Source organism: Bradyrhizobium roseum (assembly GCF_030413175.1).
GTDB classification, from domain to species: domain Bacteria; phylum Pseudomonadota; class Alphaproteobacteria; order Rhizobiales; family Xanthobacteraceae; genus Bradyrhizobium; species Bradyrhizobium roseum.
Map to the genome: position 1 here is coordinate 5,967,914 of NZ_CP129212.1, position 19,550 is coordinate 5,987,463.

Sequence of the window (19,550 nt, forward strand, 5' to 3'; positions counted from 1 at the left end):
ACAAGGCGGGTGACGACGCCGTCATGTGGGAGAGAGCGCGCGCCTCACTCCCCGATCAGCGTCAACCATTCATCCTCGGTTAGTACCGCCACGCCAAGCTCGCGCGCCTTGGTCAGCTTCGACCCCGCATCCTCACCCGCCACCACATAATCCGTCTTCTTCGACACCGAGCCCGCAACCTTGGCGCCGAGGCGCTCGGCCATCGCCTTGGCCTCATCGCGGGTGAACTTGGTCAGCGAGCCCGTGAACACCACGGTCTTGTCCGAAACCGGCGAGCTTTTGCGCGGCTGTTCGGCCGGCTTGACCTCGATCTCACGCAGCAGTTCGCCGAGCGCCTTCACATTGCGCGGTTCGGCGAAGAACTCCACCACCGCGTCCGCCACGATCTCACCGACGCCGCCGATATTGTTGAGGTCCTGATAGGCCTCGGTGGTGTTCTCCTCGTCCTTTGTCCCCTTGGCGGCGGCCAGCATCGCCTCGCGAAAATTCTCGATCGTGTGGTAGTGCCGCGCCAGCAATTTGGCATTGCCCTCGCCGACGTGTCGGATGCCGAGCGCGAAGATCAGACGATGCAGGTCGATCGAGCGGCGGGCGTCGATCGCATTGAACAGGTTGCGCACCGAGGTTTCGCCATAGCCCTCGCGCGCCATCAGCTTGCTGGCCGACCGCGCGTCGCGCTTCTGCAGCGTGAAGATATCGACCGGCGACATCACGAGGCCATCCTCGTAGAATTCCTGGATCTGCTTGTCGCCGAGGCCGTCGATATCGAACGCCAGCCGCGAGACGAAATGCTTCAGCCGCTCCACCGCCTGCGCCGGGCAGATCAGCGCACCGGTGCAGCGGCGCACCGCCTCGCCTTCCTCACGCACCGCGTGGCTCCCGCAAACCGGGCACGTCTCCGGAAACCTGTAGGGCTTTGCGCTGCTTGGCCGTTTGTCCATCACGACACTGACGACCTGCGGGATCACGTCGCCGGCGCGCTGGACGACGACGGTGTCGCCGACCCTGAGATCGACGCCGTCGCGGATCGGATTGCCGTCGTTGCCGATACCCTTGATGTAGTCCTCGTTGTGCAGCGTCGCGTTCGAGACGACGACGCCGCCGACGGTGACCGGCTCGAGCCGCGCCACCGGCGTCAGCGCGCCGGTGCGGCCGACCTGGATATCGATGCCGTTGAGGACCGTCGTCGCTTGCTCGGCCGCGAATTTGTGCGCGATCGCCCAGCGCGGGCTGCGCGAGACGAAGCCAAGACGATCCTGCCAGTCCAGCCGGTCGACCTTGTAGACCACGCCGTCGATATCGTATCCGAGAGAGGCGCGCTCCTCGCCGATCTTCTTGTAGAATTCAAGAACCGCGTCGACATCCTTGCAGAGCGTGGTCAGTGGATTGACGGCAAAGCCGGCCTTGTCCATCCACGCCAGCATACCGTGCTGGGTATCGGCCGGCCGCTCGCTCAGTTCGCCCCAGGTATAGGCAAAGAATTTCAGCGGCCGCGACGCGGTGATCGAGACATCCTTCTGGCGCAGCGAGCCGGCCGCCGAGTTGCGCGGGTTGGCAAACACGGTGTCTTCGGCCTCGGCCTGCTTCTTGTTGAGCTCGAGAAAGTCCTTCTTGAGCATGTAGACTTCGCCGCGCAGTTCGCAGGCGGCCGGAATGTTTCGCCCTTTCAGCGCATGCGGAATGTCCTTGATGGTGCGAACATTGGCGGTGACGTCCTCTCCGGTAAACCCGTCGCCGCGCGTGGCCGCGCGCACCAGTTCGCCATTTTCGTAGCGCAGCGAGAGCGACAGGCCATCGATCTTCGGCTCGGTCACCAGCGCCGGAATATGCTCGGCATCGAGCTTGAGAAAGCGGCGGATGCGATCGACGAACTCGGTGACGTCCTCGTCGCTGAAGGCATTGCCGAGCGAGAGCATCGGAACGGCGTGCTGCACCTTGGCAAAGCCGCGCGCCGGCGCGGCGCCGACCTTCTGCGTCGGCGAATCCGTGGTTACGAGATCGGGAAATTTCGCCTCGATCGCCTCCAGCCGCTGGCGCAGCGCGTCGTAGGCGGCGTCCGAAACGGTCGGCGCGTCCTTCTGGTAGTAGCGCTCGTTGTGCGCCTCGAGCTCCAGCGACAGCCGCTTGTGCTCGACCTTGGCCTGGGCCTTGGTGAGCTTATCGATTTCAACGGGGGTTCTGGCTTTCGCGGTCTTGGACATAGAGATTAAATACGACGAAGCAGGCCCTGAAGCCAAGTCGCGGGGTCGCGCCCCGGAGCGGCCCGGCGCGTAGCAGCACGCTGCAAAGCCCGCGCACGAAGGGCTCGCTAGCTCGCCGCCTGCAGCAACCGCCTCGCCGCCGCCCTCGCCTCCGCGGTGATCTCCGCGCCCGCCAGCATGCGGGCGATTTCCTCGCTGCGGTGGTCGGCGGCGAGTGCGTTGACGCGGGTGGCGACGCGCTTGCCCCTGTCGAGCGCGTCCTTGGAAATCAGCAGATGCTGGCTGGCGCGCGCGGCGACCTGCGGCGCATGCGTCACGGCCATCACCTGCACCCCCTCGGCAAGCCGTGCGAGGCGCGAGCCGATGGCGTCCGCCACCGCGCCGCCGACCCCGGTATCGATCTCGTCGAACACCAGCGTCGGCGCCGAGCCGCGGTCGGCCAGCACCACCTTGAGCGCGAGCAGGAAGCGCGACAGTTCGCCGCCGGAGGCGACCTTCATGATCGGTCCCGCCCTCGTGCCTGGATTGGTCTGCACCCAGAATTCGACACGGTCGATGCCCTGCGGTCCCGGCGCGTTGGCGTCGCTCTCGACCTGGGTCATGAACTTCGCACGCTCGAGCTTCAGCGGCGCCAGTTCGGCGCTGACCGCCTTGTTGAGCTTGTCGGCCGACTTGCTGCGGGCCGCGGAGAGTTTTGCCGCCGCCGCGCCGTAGCGCGCGTCGGCCTCGGCGGCCGCGGTTTCCAGCTTCTTCAACCGGCTCGCACCGGCATCGATCAGCGCGACATCGGACGCGAACTTCGCAGCCAGCGCCGCCAGTCCGTCGACCGGCGTCGAATATTTGCGCGACGCGGCGCGCAGCGCGAACAGCCGCTCCTCGATGCGCTCCAGTTCGGCGGGATCGAAGTCAGCCGCAACCAGCGCGGCGTGGAGATGCTGGTCGGCCTCCTCCAGCGCGTTGATCGCGATATCGATCGCCCGCACCGCCGGCTCGACCAGGGTGGGCGAATTGGCGGCGCGACGTTCCAGACGGCGCACGGCCGCCGCCAGCGCCGGCACCGGGGAATGCGGACCGCCGACCGCCTCCTGCGCCTCACGCAGGTCGCTGGCGATCTTCTCGCCCTGCATCATGATGGTGCGGCGCGCGGCCAGCGCGGTTTCCTCGCCATCCTCCGGCTTCAGCGCGCGGAGTTCGTCGGAGGCATGGCGCAGATAGTCCGCCTCACGGGCGGCGCGTTCCATGCTGGCGCGGTGCGCGTCGAGTGCGGTGACGGCGGTGCGCCGTGCCTCCCACAGCGTCTCCAGCGCCGCGACCTCCTTCTCCAGCCCGGCAAAGGCGTCGAGCAACTGCCGGTGCGTCGAGGCGTCCACCAGCGCGCGCTCGTCGTGCTGGCCGTGGATCTCCACCAGCGTCGCGCCGACGGCCTTCAGCGTCTGCACGCTGACCGACTGGTCGTTGATGAAGGCACGGGTGCGACCGTCGGCGAGCTGGACACGGCGAAGGATCAGTTCGCAAGATCCTTGAGAACTCGCATCGTCCAGGCCATTGTCGGCGAGGATCTTGGTCGCCGGATGCCCCTTCCGGATGTCGAAAGTGGCGGTCACTTGCCCCTGCTCCGCGCCGTGGCGCACCAGTCCGGCGTCCCCGCGGCCGCCAAGCGCCAGTGCAAAGGCGTCGAGCAGGATCGACTTGCCCGCACCGGTCTCGCCGGTCAGCACCGCAAGGCCACGGGAAAATTCGAGATCGAGGCGTGCGATCAGCACGATGTCACGGATCGACAGACGCGCCAGCATGTGACGGCAACTCCCACTGGTCAGGTTCTGACACCGGCCCCGCCCGGGAGCCGACTCTGCAGGTGTTAGAATCGACACATCACTAGCAGATCTTGGGAGCGTTTTGTACTATATTTGTTCACGTTATGGACAGAAGATGAATGTGCTTACGCTGCAAGCCCTGAGGTATCAGCCCAGAGGTATCAGCCCAGACTTGTCAGCCCAGCCCCATCTTCTTGAAGGCCCTGGAGATATAGGAACCCTTGTTCTCGCTCGGCTCGACACCGCCGCCCTTCACGAGATTATAGGCGTCCTTGTACCACTTGCTGTCCGGGAAATTGTGCCCGAGCACGGCGGCGGCCGTCTGAGCCTCGCCGACGATGCCGATCGCCATATAGGCCTCGGTAAGCCGCGCCAGCGCCTCCTCGACGTGCCGGGTGGTCTGGTAGCGGGTCACGACCGTCTTGAAACGGTTGATGGCGGCGGTGTAGTCGCGCTTTTCCATGTAGTAGCGGCCGACATCCATCTCCTTGCCGGCGAGCTGGTCGCGGGCGCCCTCAAGCTTGGCCTTGGCGGAGTTCGCGTATTCGGACGTCGGGTATTTGCGAATCACCTCTTCCAGCGCCGCGATCGCCTTTTCGGTGCGGCCCTGGTCGCGGGAGATGTCCGGGATCTGGTCGTAATGCGAGGCCGCAATCAGATATTGCGCGTAGGCCGCATCCGAACTGCCGGGATGCAGCGTGACGTAACGGGTAGCCGCGCCGATGCAGCTGTCGTAATCGCCCTGATTGTAGAAGGAATAGGCCGACATCAGCAGCGATTTGCGCGCCCAGTCGGAATAGGGATGCTGGCGGTCGACTTCCTCGAATTTCTTCGCCGCCGCCTTGTTATCCTTGCGCTGGTTCATCAGGTACAAGCCCTCATTATAGAGCTTGTCCGCCGGTTCCTCGTTGAAGGTGTCGTCCTTGGCGGTGAACTTGTCCCACAGCGCGCCGGTGCCGCATCCGCTCAGGGGTATCGCAAGTGCAATCAGGCCTGCCGCCAGCCGCAGCGACCGTCCGGCTCCGGCGAAGCCGGAAAACCTGAATGATTTGCGTGGTTCAAGCGTCATACGCTGTGCCGCCATTGAATCTGTGACCTGACGCCGTTGATACGTTTGATGATCGAGCCCGCCGCTCCATGAACTGCGATCATGGATGCCATATACCCCGTGGCCAATGCTTGGTACCCAATTCTTCGAGAGCCCGTGGTGCGGGCCTGCGGATCTCTACTAGCCGAAAAATGGTCCTCGACCAACCGAATACGCAGCCAATTCGCCCGGATTAAGGCGGCTGGACGCCACTGTTACCAGTTGTGGGTGATTGCGGAAAACGGGCCCGTTCGGTTTCAAGGCCCGGCATTTGTGGAACGCCGCGACGTTTCGAAGCCGAAAGTCAGGAGACGTCCGGACCGTAGGCCGGGGCGATCAGGCCGCCCACCATGCCCGCGCCGGCCTCCGCGTGACCGCGGGAACGGCGGGCCGGTTCGGCCTCCACCACCCGCCAGGCGCTGCGATCGGCCAGCAGGGCCGTCAGAACGGCGTGATTCAGCTTGTGGCCGCCGCGCACCGAACGGAAGGCGCCGAGCAACGGCAAACCAGCCAAGGTCAGATCGCCGACCGCGTCGAGCGCCTTGTGGCGGGCGCATTCGTCGGCAAAGCGCAGCCCTTCCGCATTGAGCAGGCGGTCTTCGTCGAGCACCACGGTGTTCTCGAACGAGGCTCCGCGCGCAAAGCCGGCGCTCCAGAGCCGCGCCACGTCGTTCATGAAGCCGAACGTGCGGGCGCGCGCGATTTCGCGGCGGAAACTTTCGGGATTGAGATCGAGCGCAAAATTTTGCCGGCCAATCACCCGATTGGCGAAATCGATCTCGACTTCGACGCGGAGTCCGCCGGCATGCGGGCGCAATTCACCAAAACTGTCACCGATCGCAACCTGCACCGGCCGGAGCACCTGGATGAAACGGCGGGAGGCCGACTGGGTGACGATGCCAGCCTGATCGATGGCGGCAACGAAGGCGGCCGCGCTACCGTCCATGATCGGAACTTCGGGCCCATCGACTTCGATAATGGCGTTGTCGACCCCCATGCCGCGCAAGGCCGCGAGCACATGTTCCGCGGTGGAAACCAGCGGGCCTTCATGGTCGCCGAGCACCGTCGCCAGATCGGTGGCGGTGACGGATTTGGCGAGGGCCGGAACTTCGCGATCAGGTTCATCAAGGCTGGTGCGGACAAAAACAAAGCCTGCATCGACAGGTGCAGGCCCAAGCGTCAGACTGACAGGTAAACCGGAATGAACGCCAACACCCGTGACGGTGGCTTGCGCCCGAAGCGTGGTTTGGCGACTGAATTTCATCGATAACTGCCCACTACCCGACTTACCTGAAGACAGGAACCGCGCGTGAGCGCCGATTCGCGTCATAGGCATCCCCAAGTCACGGCGGACCATAGTCATTGCCCCAAAGCGCGCCAACTCACGCTTCTTTACCGATTATTACCCGATCTCTGCCGCATTCGCGCCAAGGGTTAACCGGATTGCAGCACGGCCAGGCGCCCTTTTCGCTGGAACAGTCGACCATGAAATGAATAATTAATGATTTAAAATCAGTTGGTTGACTGCCATATCAAGGCTCGACACCGCGCCCAAGAGAAAGGCCCCGGCTGTTCCAGCCGGGGCCTTTTGCTTCACGACGATTGTAACAAAAACTCAGTTTGCCTGACGCCGGAGGAAGGCCGGGATATCAAGATGGTCGTCTCCCTGTGGCGCTGGAGCAACAGGTGCTGGACGGCCATGCACATCCAAACCCTGAGGTGCCGGGCGTTTCGCGTACTCCGATACCGGATCCTGATTCGCCATCTGCTGGGCCACGGTGCGCTGCGGCTTGCGTTCGGGCAGCGGCGGCAGCGGGGCCATCGACGGGCCGGAGGCGCGGGCCGCGATCGGCGGCTCGGTCTCTTCGTCGCGGCGGCCGAGGCCGACGTTGGCGAGGCGCTGCAACAGCGACAGCTTGGCCTTCTGCGGGTGATCTTCGTCCGCATCGCCGCGGGCCTGCCGGATCTCGTTCTGGGCCGGCATCGGGAGTTCCTCGAACTTGGGCATGCGCGGGGTACGGAGCGGTGCCCGTTCCGCCGCCTGCGGAATGAACGTTTCAGGCGTCGCGGGCTGCTCGGGCTCGACCCGGGCGGACTCGCCGTGATCCGGGAACAGGCTCGGCTTCTGCGCGATCGGGCGGACGGTAACGTCGCCATAGGACGCCGGCTGGATCGGGGCTGCCGGCGACGTTTCGACGGCTGCGGCGATCGCAGCAAGCGCTGCACGCTCGACATTGTTCCCTGCGCGGCCAGGCGAGGCGGCGGGCGCGGCCTGCGTCGGAGCCGTCGCCTGCGGCGCGGGCGCCGGCTCGAGCTTCTGGGCGCGTTCGGCCAACCGCGCATTGTCGGCGCGCAACCGGGCGGTCAGTTCGGCCAGGCGGCTGTCGGGCGAGGTGGTGGCTGCGGCGGTCGCGGTCGCCGTGGTTGCGACCGCCGGCGCGGCGGCGGCGTTGCGGGCGATCTGCGCCTGCTCGATGCCGGTCGCGACAACGGAGACGCGGATGATGCCGTCGAGGTTTTCGTCGAAGGTGGCGCCGACGATGATGTTGGCGTCCTGGTCGACTTCCTCGCGAATTCGGGTGGCGGCTTCGTCGACTTCGAACAGGGTCAGGTCCTTGCCGCCGGTGATCGAGATCAGCAGGCCACGGGCGCCCTTCATCGAGGAGTCGTCGATCAGCGGGTTGGCGATCGCCGCTTCGGCCGCAGTCAGCGCGCGCTTCTCGCCGGTGGCTTCGCCGGTGCCCATCATCGCCTTGCCCATTTCACGCATCACGGCGCGGACGTCGGCGAAGTCGAGGTTGATCAGGCCTTCCTTGACCATCAGGTCGGTGATGCAGGCGACGCCCGAATAGAGCACCTGGTCGGCCATCGCGAAGGCGTCGGCGAAGGTGGTCTTTTCGTTAGCGACCCGGAACAGGTTCTGGTTCGGGATGATCAGCAGCGTGTCGACCACCTTGTGCAGTTCGGCGATGCCGGACTCGGCGGTGCGCATGCGGCGCGCGCCCTCGAAGTGGAACGGCTTGGTCACGACGCCGACGGTGAGGATGCCCATTTCGCGCGCGGTCTTGGCGATGACGGGGGCCGCCCCGGTGCCGGTGCCGCCGCCCATGCCGGCGGTGACGAACACCATGTTGGCGCCGGTGAGATGGTCGCGAAGCTCGTCGATGACTTCCTGCGCCGCCGCCGCGCCGACGTCAGGCTGGGACCCCGCGCCAAGGCCCTGCGTCACCTGCGTGCCCATCTGAACGATGCGCTGCGCCTTCGACATGGTCAGCGCCTGCGCATCGGTATTGGCGACGACGAAATCGACGCCCTGCAACCCGGCAGTGATCATGTTATTGACGGCATTGCCGCCTGCTCCACCGACGCCGAAAACGGTAATCCGCGGTTTCAGCTCGCTGATGTCAGGGGGGGTCAGATTGAGTGCCATGATTGCCTCTCGATTACGACGCGCGCGTTGGTTCACCCCGGCCGGCGGCCGCGGGGTTTGGTGAAAATCGTTTCGTCACTGGACCGGTCATCAGAAGCCCTCGCGAAGCCATCGTCCGACCTTTCCGAAATAGCCGTCAGTCCCTGTCCTGAGCTGCCGCGTATGCCGCGGTTCGACGTGTTCCAGGTGAGCGTATTGCGGGTAGACCAACAGACCGGTCGGCACCGAAAACGAGGCGCTCTTGGCCTCGCTGGGCAGCCGGCCGAAGCCGAGCGGACGGCCGATCCTGACCGGGCGGTTGAGAATGCGGGCGGCAAGCTCGACCGTGCCGGTCAGCTGGGAGGCCCCGCCGCTCAAGACGACCCGCGCCCGCGGCTCTGCCGCAAATGGGGAATCCGCGAGCCGGTCCCGGACCATTTCAAAAATCTCCTCGGCGCGATGCCGAACGATGTTCGCGATCGTGGCGCGTGAGACGATCTGCGGAGCATCGTGCTCCTCCCCTGCGGTCGGAACAGACATCAGCTCGCGCGCGTCAGACCCGCCGGTCAACACGGTCCCGTATAAAGTCTTGATTCGCTCGGCATCTGCAATGCATGCGCCGACGCCGCGTGCAAGATCCATCGTCACGTGCTGCCCGCCGAGCGCGAAACCGCTGGCATGAACGAAGCGGCCGGCTGAATAGGTCGCGATCGTGGTGGAACCCGCGCCCATTTCGACCACGGCGGCGCCGAGATCGGCCTCATCGTCGGTCAGCACGGCCAGGCCTGCGACATAAGGACTCGCCGCCATGGCCTCGACGTTGAGGTGGCAGCGCTCGACCACAAGCATCAGGTTGCGGGCAACGGTGGCATCCGCGGTCACCACGTTCATGTCGACCCCAAATTGCCGGGCCACCATGCCCCGGGGGTCGCGGATGCCCTTGACGCCGTCCAGCGCGTAGCCGACCGGCAGGGTGTGGAGCACGGTGCGGCCCTCGCCGGTGGCGTGGCGCATGCCGGCGGAGGTCACCCGGGTGACGTCATCGGCGGTCACCGCCCCGCCCCTGATATCGGCGGCGGCCTCGACCAGCTGGCCCTGAAGCCTGCCGCCGGAAACCGACAATAATACTGACTCGACGCGGACCTTGGCCATGCGCTCGGCCAGCGCCACAGCCTGGCGCACCGCCTGCTCGCATTCGGCGAGGTCGACAACGGCGCCGGCCTTGACGCCGCGCGACTGGATCTGGCTGTAGCCGATCAACTCGACGGCATGGGTACGACCGCGCAGCGCATCGCTCGGCGGCGACGGCTTCAGCCGCGCGATCATGCAGGCGATCTTGCTGGTGCCGATATCGAGCGACGCGACCAGCGCCGTGCGCTTGTGGTCGACGGGCCGGGTCTTCGGGGTCTGGTTGCGATCAAGCCCGCTCATGCCGAATCACCCGGCTTCTTCTTGGGCTTCTTGTCCTTGAACAGTTCTTCGCGGGCCTTGGCCGCGTCTTCCGACAATTGTACCGTGAGACGGTCCGGCAGGCGCATGTCGACCGCGACGATGTCGCGCGAGAACAGCCGGTCCTCCTTGTCGAGCTTGCTCAGCAAGGCCAGCGCATTGCCGACGTTATTCTCCGGCAGGCGAATGTCGAGGCCGTCGTTCAACCGCAAATTCCAGCGCCGCTCGCCGACCAGGATCGCCGCCTTGGTCACGGCGCGTACCTGCGGGTAGCGGTCCAGAAGGGCGATGAAGTCGCGGGCCCTGCTGTCGGCGCCCTTGCCCACCACCAGCGGCAAAGTCACGAAGCGGCGCGACACGTAGGGTTCCAGTACCGCGCCGTCTTCCGAGATCACGGACAGCCTTCCGTCCTGCTGCCACAGCGCGAACGCGGTGCGCTCGACGATGTCGATGCGCAACTGACCGGGATAGAGCTTCAGGATCGTCGCGTCCGCAATCCAGGGATTGGCCTTGAGCTTGTCGCGCACCGAGGCGGCGTCGAGGAACAACAGCGAGGAGCGGCCATTGACGCCGCCGATCGCGAGCACCTCGTCCTGGCTCACATGCTTGCGGCCGCTGATGGCAACCTCAGTGATGCGGAAGCCGGCCGAATTGGCCAGCGCATTGCGGGTATCGCTCAGCCCCGCCAGGAAGTCGTCGACATGGCCGCCCTTGACGATGCCGAGGCCGGTGCTGCCGAGCAGCATCAGCGCGGTCAGCGCGACGCCCGCGCGATTCGGAAGATAGGTTTCGACCAGACGGACCAGGCGATTCGGCCGCGCGCGATCGTTCACGGGCCGAGCAGGGACGCTGGCGCGACGGCTCAGCCACTCGCGCAGCAGCACGACCGCTCCAATAGCGGCCGCTTTCAGGTCAGCCTGGGGCCCCCGCGATCTCACCGACCGGTTGGGGCATCCTGCACGATCCATTGCACGAGCCTGTCCAAGTGTTGTTCCCGCAAGCGTTTTTGCGGATTCCGGGCTCTTGTGGTGCCTCGGTCTTGCCGGGCCCGGTGCTGATCGGAAGTCGGAACAGCGCACGCCCCGGCAGCCAAACGCCACGCGCGCCGCCAGCGTTAACCTTCGGACTTACTGGTAAACAAAGTGTAAAATCGGGGGGGCACCCACACGATTTGATACGTCTTTTGAGTGATTTGCCGGTCAACTGTTAGGATTTTGAAACAATTTTCGTGGTCGGGCCGAGGTTCCCCGGTTAACGGGCCCGGGCGGTGACCGGTCAGACCCGCGCCCGGCTCCGCCGTTCGGCCAGCACGATCTGGTCGCGCAGAAAATCGGGAAATTCGATTCCCTGGGCCTGCAGCGCCTTCGGGTAGAGCGATGCCGCGGTCAGGCCGGGCAGTGTGTTGGTTTCCAGGTAGACCAGCCCCTTCGGCGAGACGATGAAGTCGGTCCGGGAATAGCCGCTGCAGGACAATGCCCGGTGTGCCCGCATCGCCTGGTCCTGCAGTTGCGCCGTGACTTCAGGCGTAAAGCGCCCCGGGCAGATCTCCTGGGTCGATTTGAGCAAATATTTGGCCGCGTAGTCGAAGGTGCCCTCGCCCGGCACGATCTCGATCGGTGGCAGCGATATCAACGTGCCGTCCGGCTGCTCCAGTACCCCGCAGGTCGCTTCGCCGCCGGCAACGAACGGCTCGATCAGATAGTCTTCGGTCCTGGCGGCGTTGCGGACAGCAACGAGGTCCTGTTTCGCGTTGACGAAGATCAGGCCATAGCTCGAACCGTCCCGCGCCGGCTTGGCGATCAACTTGCCGTATTCGGCAAACGCCGCGTCGAGGTTTTCCAGGGCCACGCCTGCCGGGACCGTCACGCCCGCGATCTCCGCAAAGCGTTTCGCCGCCGCCTTGTCGAAGGCGAGGTTCGACGACGCCGAGCCGGAGCCGGTAAAAGGAATGCCGCGCAGTTCGCACATCGCCTGCAATTCGCCATTCTCGGCCCGGCCGCCATGCAGGCCGAGCACCAGCACGCGATCTTCGGCCTTTGCCTTGTCGAGCGCGGCTTCGAGCGGCAGGCCGCGGTTGCCGGGTTCGAATTCATCCTCGAACGGCCGCGAATGTTCGATCAGCTTTTGCGATGCGACCTCATGCACGGTATCGGCGACGTCCCAAAACCAGAGGTCGGCTTCCGGCAAGGCGCGATGCAGCGCCTGTGCACTTCCGACCGAGACCAGCCGCTCTTTATTAGTGCCGCCGAAGAGAATGGTGGTCCGCATCAGCCTTGCCCGATTCCGATCCGCTTGATTTCCCAATGTAGCTCGATTCCAGAATTCGCTTTAACCCGCTCGCGCACGGTTTCACCCAGCGTTTCAATATCATGGCCGGTGGCGTTGCCGGTGTTGATGAGGAAATTGCAGTGCATTTCCGAGACCTGGGCGCCACCCACGCGCAAGCCCCGGCAGCCGGCGGCGTCGATCAGTTTCCAGGCGCTGTGACCGGGCGGATTCTTGAAGGTCGACCCGCCAGTCTTTTCGCGTATCGGCTGAGCCGTTTCGCGGTGGCTCTGCACCTCGTGCATCCGCGCGCGAATGACGTCGGCGTCGGTGATCTGCCCGCGAAACCGCGCCGAGGTAAAAATGATCGAGGGGTCGACGCCGCTGTTGCGGTAAACGAACTTCATGTCGGCATTGCCGAAGACATGCCGCGTGCCGTCCCGGCCGATGCCGGTGGCCTCGACCAGCACATCCTTGGTCTCGCCGCCATTGGCGCCGGCGTTCATCCGCAGCGCGCCGCCGATGGTGCCGGGAATGCCGAAGAAGAATTCCATCCCGCCGATGCCGGCCGCAGCCGCGGTCTCGGCCACGCGCTTGTCGAGCGCGGCCGCGCCGGCGCTGACGGTATCGCCTGACGCCGACGTCTCGCCGAACGCCCGCGGTGACAGGCGGATCACCACGCCCTCCATGCCGCCGTCGCGCACGATCAGATTGGAGCCGACGCCGACGACGTAGACCGGCAATTGCTTACCAAGATGCTTGAGGAAATACGCAAGATCATCCTCGTCCGCCGGCGTAAACAGCACCTGCGCCGGCCCGCCGACGCGAAACCATGTCAGCTCCGCCAGCGACTGGTTCGCCAGCAGCCGTCCGCGCAGCTCCGGCATGGCGGCCTTGAGGTCAGGCGTGATGTCGGGAAAGGTCACGGCTAACCCAACGCCTTCAATTCGCCCGGCAATGCGTAGGCCCATTGCGTGATGTTGCCGGCGCCGAGGCAGACGACGAGGTCACCGGGGCCCGCGATACCGCGGACGATTTTGGCCAGTTCGTCCGCGTTAGGCAGCGGGATCACCTCGCGATGGCCATGGGCACGCAGGCCGAGCACGAAATGGTCGCGGTCGATGCCTTCGATCGGCGCTTCACCGGCCGGATAAACCTCGGCGACCACAACGGAGTCGGCATCGTTGAAACAAGTGCAGAATTCCTCGAACAGCGATTGCAGCCGGGTGTAACGATGCGGCTGCACCACGGCGACGACCTTGCCGTTGGTGGACTCACGCGCTGCTTTAAGAACGGCCGCGATCTCGACCGGGTGGTGACCATAATCGTCGATCACGGTGACGCCGTTCCACTCGCCGGTCCGGGTGAAGCGCCGCTTGACGCCGCCGAACCCCGCGATCGCCTTTCGGATCGCTTCGTCGGACATGCCGAGCTCATGCGCCACGGCGATCGCCGCCGTCGCGTTCGAGGCATTGTGCCGCCCGGGCATCGGCAGCATGAGGTCCGATATCTCGTGGGTCGCATCGGTCTTGCGGTTACGGAACACCACCTTGAATTTCGAGCCGCCGCCGCTTGGCGTCAGGTCAACCAGCCGCACATCGGCTTGGGGGTTTTCACCATAGGTGATGATGCGGCGATCCTCGATCCTGCCGACCAGGCTCTGCACCACGGGATGATCGGTACACATCACAGCAAAGCCATAGAACGGCACGTTCTCGACGAAATTGCGGAACGCCTCCTGGATCGCCTCGAACGTCTTGAAGTGATCGAGATGCTCGGGGTCGATATTGGTGACGATCACGACATCGGAGGGCAGCTTGAGGAAGGTGCCGTCGCTCTCATCGGCTTCCACGACCATCCAGTCGCCGGCGCCGAGCCGCGCATTGGAGCCGTAGGCGTTGATGATGCCGCCGTTGATGACGGTCGGATCGATGCCGCCGGCATCGAGCAGCGTCGCCACCATCGTGGTCGTCGTGGTCTTGCCATGGGTGCCGGCAATCGCGACGCAGCTTTTCAGCCGCATCAGTTCGGCCAGCATTTCGGCGCGGCGCACCACCGGGATGCGCTGGGCGCGCGCCGCCATCAGTTCCGGATTGTCGCGCTTGATCGCCGTCGAGACCACGACGACGTCGGCGCCGTCGACATTCTCGGCCTTGTGGCCGACCGAAACCTTGACGCCCTTGTCGCGCAGCCGCGCGACGTTGCCGCTTTCGGAGGCGTCCGAGCCCTGCACGGTATAGCCGAGATTGACCAGCACCTCGGCGATACCGCTCATGCCGATGCCGCCGATCCCGACGAAGTGAATGGGTCCGATCTCGCGCGGCAGTCTCATGGATTTGTCCTTGGCCGTCATCGCCCGCCTTGTGCGCGATTGCGCACGGCAGCGGAGCAATCCAGTATTTCGCGAAGCCGAGGCTCAAATCAGGCGCCGCCGCCTACTGGATGCCCCGCTTTCGCGGGGCATGACAAGCGCTTTTTGGGCCGATAGGGCGTCAGATTCCGGCCACTTTTATCACCAGATCGGCCAGCCGTTCGGCGGCGTCCAGCCGGCCGACTTTTCGGGCGGCGACCGCCATCGCGGTGAGCCGCGCCGGTTCGGCGGCGAGCGCGGAAATTTCCGCAGCCAGCCGGTCCGGCGTGAACTGCTCTTGTGGAATCCGGAGAGCCCCGTCCACCTTCGCCAGCACGCCGGCATTGGCAAACTGGTCCTGATCGATCGCGCCGGGCAGCGGCACCAGGATCGAGGGCCGGCCGATCGCGGCGAGTTCCGCCACCGTGCCGGCGCCGGAGCGCGAGATCACGAGATGGCTGGACGCCAGCCGCGCCGGCAGATCGGTGAAGAACGGCGCGAGTTCGGCATTGATCCGGCGCCGCTCATAGATCGCGCGCACCCGCCCCATATCTTCCTTGCGCACCTGCTGAGTCAGGATCAGGCGGCTCCACAGCATCGGCTCCAGCTTTTCGATCGCGCCGGGCACGATATCGCTCATCACCCGCGCGCCCTGGCTGCCGCCGACCACCAGCAGTCGGAGCGGCCCGTTCGGTTCGGGCTGCGCAAACGGCACGGCGGCGGCGGTGAGGACCGCGGGCCGCATCGGCGTGCCGACGGTCACCGTTTTTCCCGCGAGATCAGGATCGCGATCGAGCACGCCCGGCAGCGAGGTGGCGATGGCGTTGACGCGGCGGGAGAGAAAGCGGTTGGCGCGGCCGAGCACGGCGTTGGCATCGTGAATAATGCCGGGCACGCCGAGGAAGCGCGCCGCCATCAGCGGCGGCAGCGTCGGATAGCCGCCGAAGCCGACCACGGCGGCGGGTTTCAGCCGTCGCACCAGCCGGGCAGCCACCAGCGTACCGTGACCGAGCGTGGTGACGGTGCGCAGCAGCGCCATCAGCGAACGGCCGCGCACGGTCTCGCTCGGCACGACGTCGATATCATCAGCAGTGAACAGGCCGCTGTAGTGCAGCGCGCGGGCGTCGGTGACCAGCCGTACGCGCAGGCCGCGCCTGATCAGTTCGACGCCGAGCGCTTCGGCCGGAAACAGATGGCCGCCGGTGCCGCCGGCGGCCAGGAGAATGAGAGGCGCGTTCTTGTCCATGGGGCTTCAAATAGCCGACGGCGGGGCCGCCGTCACCACGGACGTTGCGGTCAGGCGTAGCTGCGCGACACGCCGGCCGCATTCATCGATTCCACCTCGGTGCGCGGACGCTGCCGGGTCAATGCCAGCATCATGCCGACACCATAGGCCAGCGAAATGATCGAGGAACCGCCGTAGGAGATGAAGGGCAGCGTCATGCCCTTGGCGGGGATCAGTTGCAGGTTGACCGCCATGTTGATCGCCGCCTGCACGCCGAACAGGATCGCCAGGCCGGAGGCGGCAAAGCGCGCGAACATGTCCTCGCTCGCATAGGCGCGGGTCAGCGTCCGGATCACGACGAAGGCAAATAGCGAAACCAGCGCCAGGCACAGGATGATGCCGAATTCTTCGGCGGCGACCGCGAACACGAAGTCGGTATGGCTGTCCGGCAGGCTGCGTTTGGCGATCCCCTCGCCCGGCCCGAGGCCGAACCAGCCGCCGTTCCAGAACGCTTCCATCGCCATGTCGACCTGGAACGTGTCGCCCGAAGCCGGGTTCATGAAGCGCTTGATGCGGCCCGCGACGTGCGGCACCAGCAGGTAGGCGCCGAACAATCCGGCCGCCGCGGCGCCGGCAAGGCCGGCCACCCAGATCATCCGCATCCCTGCGATGAAGAACAGCGCGCCCCACACCATCAGGACCAGCATGGTCTGGCCGAAATCCGGCTCCATCACCAGCAGCGCCACCAGCGTCAGCAGCAGCACGATCGCCATCGACGTCGCCGGCATTTCCGGACGTTTTGTCGACTCCGCAAACAGCCATGCCGCGATGACCACGAAGGCAGGCTTGGCGGATTCGGACGCTTGAATATTGACGCCAAGCAGCGTGATCCAGCGCCGCGAACCCTTCACTTCCGCGCCGAAGGCCAGCGTCGCCACGATCAGGATGACACTGGCCACGAACACCAGCAGCGCAAGGCGGCGGATCTGCTTCGGCGACAGGAACGACACCCCGATCAGCACCATCAGGGAGGGCGCCAGGAACAGCACGTGCCGGCCGAAGAAATGGAAGGGATCGAGCCCGATCCGCGTCGCCACCGGCGGGCTCGCCGCCAGCGACAGGATAACGCCGCCCAGCATCAGCGCCATGATCGCGCCGAGCAGCAGCTTGTCGATGGTCCACCACCAGTCCGAAAACGGCGTGCGTTGGTCTCGGTGCAGCATGGACGTCCCCGAATACAGAGGTAACGCCCATTGGTGGCGGAGGATGGTTTACGAGGGGTTAATGGGGTGGGTAACTTTTCAGGTGACGGGCGCCGACGCTACCGGCGACGATCGAAGATTGGCAGGCGTGCCATGCGCGATCAGCCTGGGATACATCTCTGGGCCATGGGGTATCTTGCTGATCACCTCGCCGCCGTTCTGCCGGACAAGTGTCAGGATCGTGTAGGCCACGACATGCGCACTCGCGTCCAGATGGGCGACTGAAACAATCACACGATTCGGTATCAGGCGATAGCGATGAAAAAGGACTCCTATCCGAAACGGATTCTGCCAACAGCTAACGGGACTGCGAAGCTGCAGGTCAACGCTCAACAAGCGACCATTGAGGAAGCCGACCGATCGCACGGAAGACCATGGCACGGATAGCCCGGAACGACGATCGCGCAATCGATCCATGCCGATCTCCAGGACGGGGTCGCCTCGCACGGCATCCCACAAGCAGGTGAACGCCGCGCCAATGAACCCTACGCCAATGCCTATTCCAAAGACGGCCATGAATGTCAGAACAAGCACCATCGATAGCGATAAACCATCGCCCGCCCGACCAAATGCACCCGACAGACCGAGGCCACAGAGCAGACCGGTCGAAAGAGAAATTACCCCGACAGCAAGACAGAGCAGACCTGACCAGAAGTTCTTGACCCCGTCCGGCCACGCGATCATCGGCAATGGCACGGTGACAGGTGGAGGGATCGGATTACTCAACTGGAGTTCCCCGGGGATCACGACCGATGCCGTTGTGCTTGTGCTATCGCTCAAGGCCAGCTCCTCTTCGAAAGCTTCCACATCGCAGCATACGGTACCGAGAATGGATGGGACGATGGCGAATGCCCATCAATTCCAGTTCAGAGACGGCAGCTCTTCGCAGAGGGTTAACGAGATCATTACGCGATTGATCGCACGACCGCTCTGCAAACAGGCGTCATCCACGCGAAGGTGGGTATCCGGTAGGCCGCGGCCCCTCGATTCTCTCGCTGAGGCCTCTGGATACTGGGTCACCCGCCCGAGCCTGTCATCGGGCGGCCATTCGGCCGACCCGGTGGCGGGTGACGACAGCTGCGCGTAGCAGATTCAGGCCGCGAATTATCTTATGCTCGCCTCCGCTGCGATCAGCTCCTTGCCATCGGCGCCGGTGATCGTCAGCCGCATCTGTTCGCCGCGGTTGCCGGCAGGCATCGTCGCCGAAACGCGATTGCCGCTTTTGGGATCGGCCTGCATGGCGCCATTGAACACCACCGTATCGCCGCGCTTCAGCGTGACGCGCAATGGCGCGGCCGGCTCGATGCTGAAGAATTGAAGGTTTACGCCCGATGCCGTGGCCGAGAAATTGATCAATATATTCTCGTTCGCATGCGTCACATTGCTCATGCCGACGGTCGGGCTGTAGGTCTCCGGGATGGAGACCTCGCCATGCGCGGGCAGTTGGGCGCGGTGGAAAAACTGGTCCGATACACCGGCCCACAGTTCGACATAGGGCTGCGCCTCGCTCGGCTGCTTGCGCGCGTCAGCCTGGTTGGTGAACGACGGAAATCCCCACGTCCACATCTTCAAACCCCGCGTGAGCCTGTTGTCGGCGATGCGGATGATCCCTTCTTCATTGTCGTGGTTGATCACGCCCCAGAAATTGCCGCCCTGCATGTCGGGGGCCGCATAGGCGATGCCCATCGTCGGCCAGTTCCTGAAGTGGCGCAGCTTTTCGAAACGGCTGCCCGCCCCCGTGCGCTCGTCGCCATCGGCCAGATGGGCCCAGTAGCGCGGCGTGGTGTAGGCCTCGACCGGCGCAATGATTTCGGCGCCGCCGGTTGTCCTGGGATGGTTCGTGTCCGATCCCGGCGCCAGCGTCGTGCACGTCCAGTATTCATAATCGACCGCGCGATCTTGCGAATTCTTCAGCACCACACGGGCGTCGAGCGCGGCGCGATCGGCTTTCAGCGTCACATAGTACGTCGCCTCGATGCCGGTCGCGCCCTTGAAAAACCGGCCGGGCGCGGCGGGATAGGCGACGTCGTCCCTGAACGACATCGACACCGTCACTTCGTTGGCAGTCTCCTTGACGACCTTGAAGTCCCACGGCTTCGACCATGCCCTGCCGTGCTCGGGATCCGGGAAGGTGGGGAAGATGCCACCATACACCATCAGCCAGTCGTAATAGAAATTGCCGGCGTTCATGCCAAAGGGCACGCCGACCTCGGTGCGGTAGAGCTGTTCGCGGCCGGTCGGCTTGTAGATCATGGAAAGGATGCGCCCGCCGAATTCGGGGACGAGCGTGACCTTCAGATATCGGTTCTCGACAACGTAGGACTTGAACGTGCGATCGACGATGGCGCTCTTGTCGAACGAGCCGCTGACAAAGCCGTTCTCCGCATCTGTCGCGTATTTGACCGTGCTCCACGCGATCGTCGACTCGGTGAGCGTTACATGGTCGGAAGCCAACGCGATGGTGCCTGTGACCGCTTGAAACGCAACG

Annotated in this window: 14 protein-coding genes; all 14 read right to left on the reverse strand. The window is 64.9% G+C overall.

The genetic code is table 11. The features are described from left to right. Positions 1-44 precede the first annotated feature (44 nt). The 14 genes from ligA to QUH67_RS28295 all read right to left on the reverse strand — a co-directional run bounded on the left by ligA (position 45) and on the right by QUH67_RS28295 (position 19,516). Complete coding sequence (ligA, locus tag QUH67_RS28230; protein ID WP_300942760.1) at positions 45-2,201, reverse strand: NAD-dependent DNA ligase LigA; 2,157 nt, start codon at positions 2,199-2,201, stop codon at positions 45-47. A gap of 107 nt (positions 2,202-2,308) precedes the next feature. Next, entirely contained in the window at positions 2,309-3,994 is a 1,686-nt protein-coding gene (recN, locus tag QUH67_RS28235; protein ID WP_300942762.1) for a DNA repair protein RecN, read from the reverse strand. Between the two features lie 196 nt (positions 3,995-4,190). Continuing rightward, complete coding sequence (locus tag QUH67_RS28240; protein WP_300942764.1) at positions 4,191-5,099, reverse strand: outer membrane protein assembly factor BamD; 909 nt, start codon at positions 5,097-5,099, stop codon at positions 4,191-4,193. A gap of 307 nt (positions 5,100-5,406) precedes the next feature. Next, positions 5,407-6,366, reverse strand: a complete 960-nt coding sequence (gene lpxC, locus QUH67_RS28245) for a UDP-3-O-acyl-N-acetylglucosamine deacetylase (protein WP_300942766.1) — start codon at positions 6,364-6,366, stop codon at positions 5,407-5,409. Positions 6,367-6,717: 351 nt separating this feature from the next. Next, a complete protein-coding gene (gene ftsZ, locus QUH67_RS28250) occupies positions 6,718-8,532 on the reverse strand; it encodes a cell division protein FtsZ (protein WP_300942767.1) in 1,815 nt (604 codons plus the stop codon). 90 nt (positions 8,533-8,622) lie between these two features. Next, on the reverse strand, positions 8,623-9,942 hold the full coding sequence (ftsA, locus tag QUH67_RS28255; RefSeq protein ID WP_300942768.1) for a cell division protein FtsA: 1,320 nt from the start codon (positions 9,940-9,942) through the stop codon (positions 8,623-8,625). After that, positions 9,939-10,928, reverse strand: a complete 990-nt coding sequence (locus QUH67_RS28260; RefSeq protein WP_300942769.1) for a cell division protein FtsQ/DivIB — start codon at positions 10,926-10,928, stop codon at positions 9,939-9,941. Before QUH67_RS28260 ends, ftsA begins: the two co-directional genes overlap by 4 nt. Positions 10,929-11,235: 307 nt before the next feature. Then, positions 11,236-12,228, reverse strand: a complete 993-nt coding sequence (locus QUH67_RS28265) for a D-alanine--D-alanine ligase family protein (protein ID WP_300942770.1) — start codon at positions 12,226-12,228, stop codon at positions 11,236-11,238. Continuing rightward, entirely contained in the window at positions 12,228-13,151 is a 924-nt protein-coding gene (murB, locus tag QUH67_RS28270; protein WP_300942771.1) for a UDP-N-acetylmuramate dehydrogenase, read from the reverse strand. The genes QUH67_RS28265 and murB overlap by 1 nt, the downstream gene beginning before the upstream one ends. A 2-nt stretch (positions 13,152-13,153) precedes the next feature. Then, positions 13,154-14,557: a UDP-N-acetylmuramate--L-alanine ligase gene (gene murC / locus QUH67_RS28275; RefSeq protein WP_300942772.1), complete on the reverse strand. Its 1,404-nt coding sequence runs from the start codon at positions 14,555-14,557 to the stop codon at positions 13,154-13,156. A gap of 160 nt (positions 14,558-14,717) precedes the next feature. Then, positions 14,718-15,821 (reverse strand): undecaprenyldiphospho-muramoylpentapeptide beta-N-acetylglucosaminyltransferase, encoded by a 1,104-nt coding sequence (gene murG / locus QUH67_RS28280; RefSeq protein ID WP_300942773.1) that lies wholly within the window; start codon positions 15,819-15,821, stop codon positions 14,718-14,720. Between the two features lie 50 nt (positions 15,822-15,871). Continuing rightward, complete coding sequence (ftsW, locus tag QUH67_RS28285; RefSeq protein ID WP_300942774.1) at positions 15,872-17,023, reverse strand: putative lipid II flippase FtsW; 1,152 nt, start codon at positions 17,021-17,023, stop codon at positions 15,872-15,874. A 78-nt stretch (positions 17,024-17,101) separates the two neighbouring features. Continuing rightward, positions 17,102-17,842: a hypothetical protein gene (locus QUH67_RS28290; RefSeq protein WP_300942775.1), complete on the reverse strand. Its 741-nt coding sequence runs from the start codon at positions 17,840-17,842 to the stop codon at positions 17,102-17,104. Positions 17,843-18,166: 324 nt separating this feature from the next. Next, complete coding sequence (locus QUH67_RS28295; RefSeq protein WP_300942776.1) at positions 18,167-19,516, reverse strand: DUF5107 domain-containing protein; 1,350 nt, start codon at positions 19,514-19,516, stop codon at positions 18,167-18,169. Between the last annotated feature and the right edge of the window lie 34 nt (positions 19,517-19,550).

What these genes read in the sequence shown, in the direction of transcription:
- ftsA (WP_300942768.1), bottom strand. Translation starts at nt 9,942, where the DNA reads ATGAGCGGGCTTGATCGCAACCAGACCCCGAAGACCCGGCCCGTCGAC.
- ligA (WP_300942760.1), bottom strand. Translation starts at nt 2,201, where the DNA reads ATGTCCAAGACCGCGAAAGCCAGAACCCCCGTTGAAATCGATAAGCTC.
- recN (WP_300942762.1), bottom strand. Translation starts at nt 3,994, where the DNA reads ATGCTGGCGCGTCTGTCGATCCGTGACATCGTGCTGATCGCACGCCTC.
- ftsW (WP_300942774.1), bottom strand. Translation starts at nt 17,023, where the DNA reads ATGCTGCACCGAGACCAACGCACGCCGTTTTCGGACTGGTGGTGGACC.
- murC (WP_300942772.1), bottom strand. Translation starts at nt 14,557, where the DNA reads ATGAGACTGCCGCGCGAGATCGGACCCATTCACTTCGTCGGGATCGGC.
- QUH67_RS28240 (WP_300942764.1), bottom strand. Translation starts at nt 5,099, where the DNA reads ATGGCGGCACAGCGTATGACGCTTGAACCACGCAAATCATTCAGGTTT.
- QUH67_RS28265 (WP_300942770.1), bottom strand. Translation starts at nt 12,228, where the DNA reads ATGCGGACCACCATTCTCTTCGGCGGCACTAATAAAGAGCGGCTGGTC.
- ftsZ (WP_300942767.1), bottom strand. Translation starts at nt 8,532, where the DNA reads ATGGCACTCAATCTGACCCCCCCTGACATCAGCGAGCTGAAACCGCGG.
- murG (WP_300942773.1), bottom strand. Translation starts at nt 15,821, where the DNA reads ATGGACAAGAACGCGCCTCTCATTCTCCTGGCCGCCGGCGGCACCGGC.
- QUH67_RS28260 (WP_300942769.1), bottom strand. Translation starts at nt 10,928, where the DNA reads ATGGATCGTGCAGGATGCCCCAACCGGTCGGTGAGATCGCGGGGGCCC.
- lpxC (WP_300942766.1), bottom strand. Translation starts at nt 6,366, where the DNA reads ATGAAATTCAGTCGCCAAACCACGCTTCGGGCGCAAGCCACCGTCACG.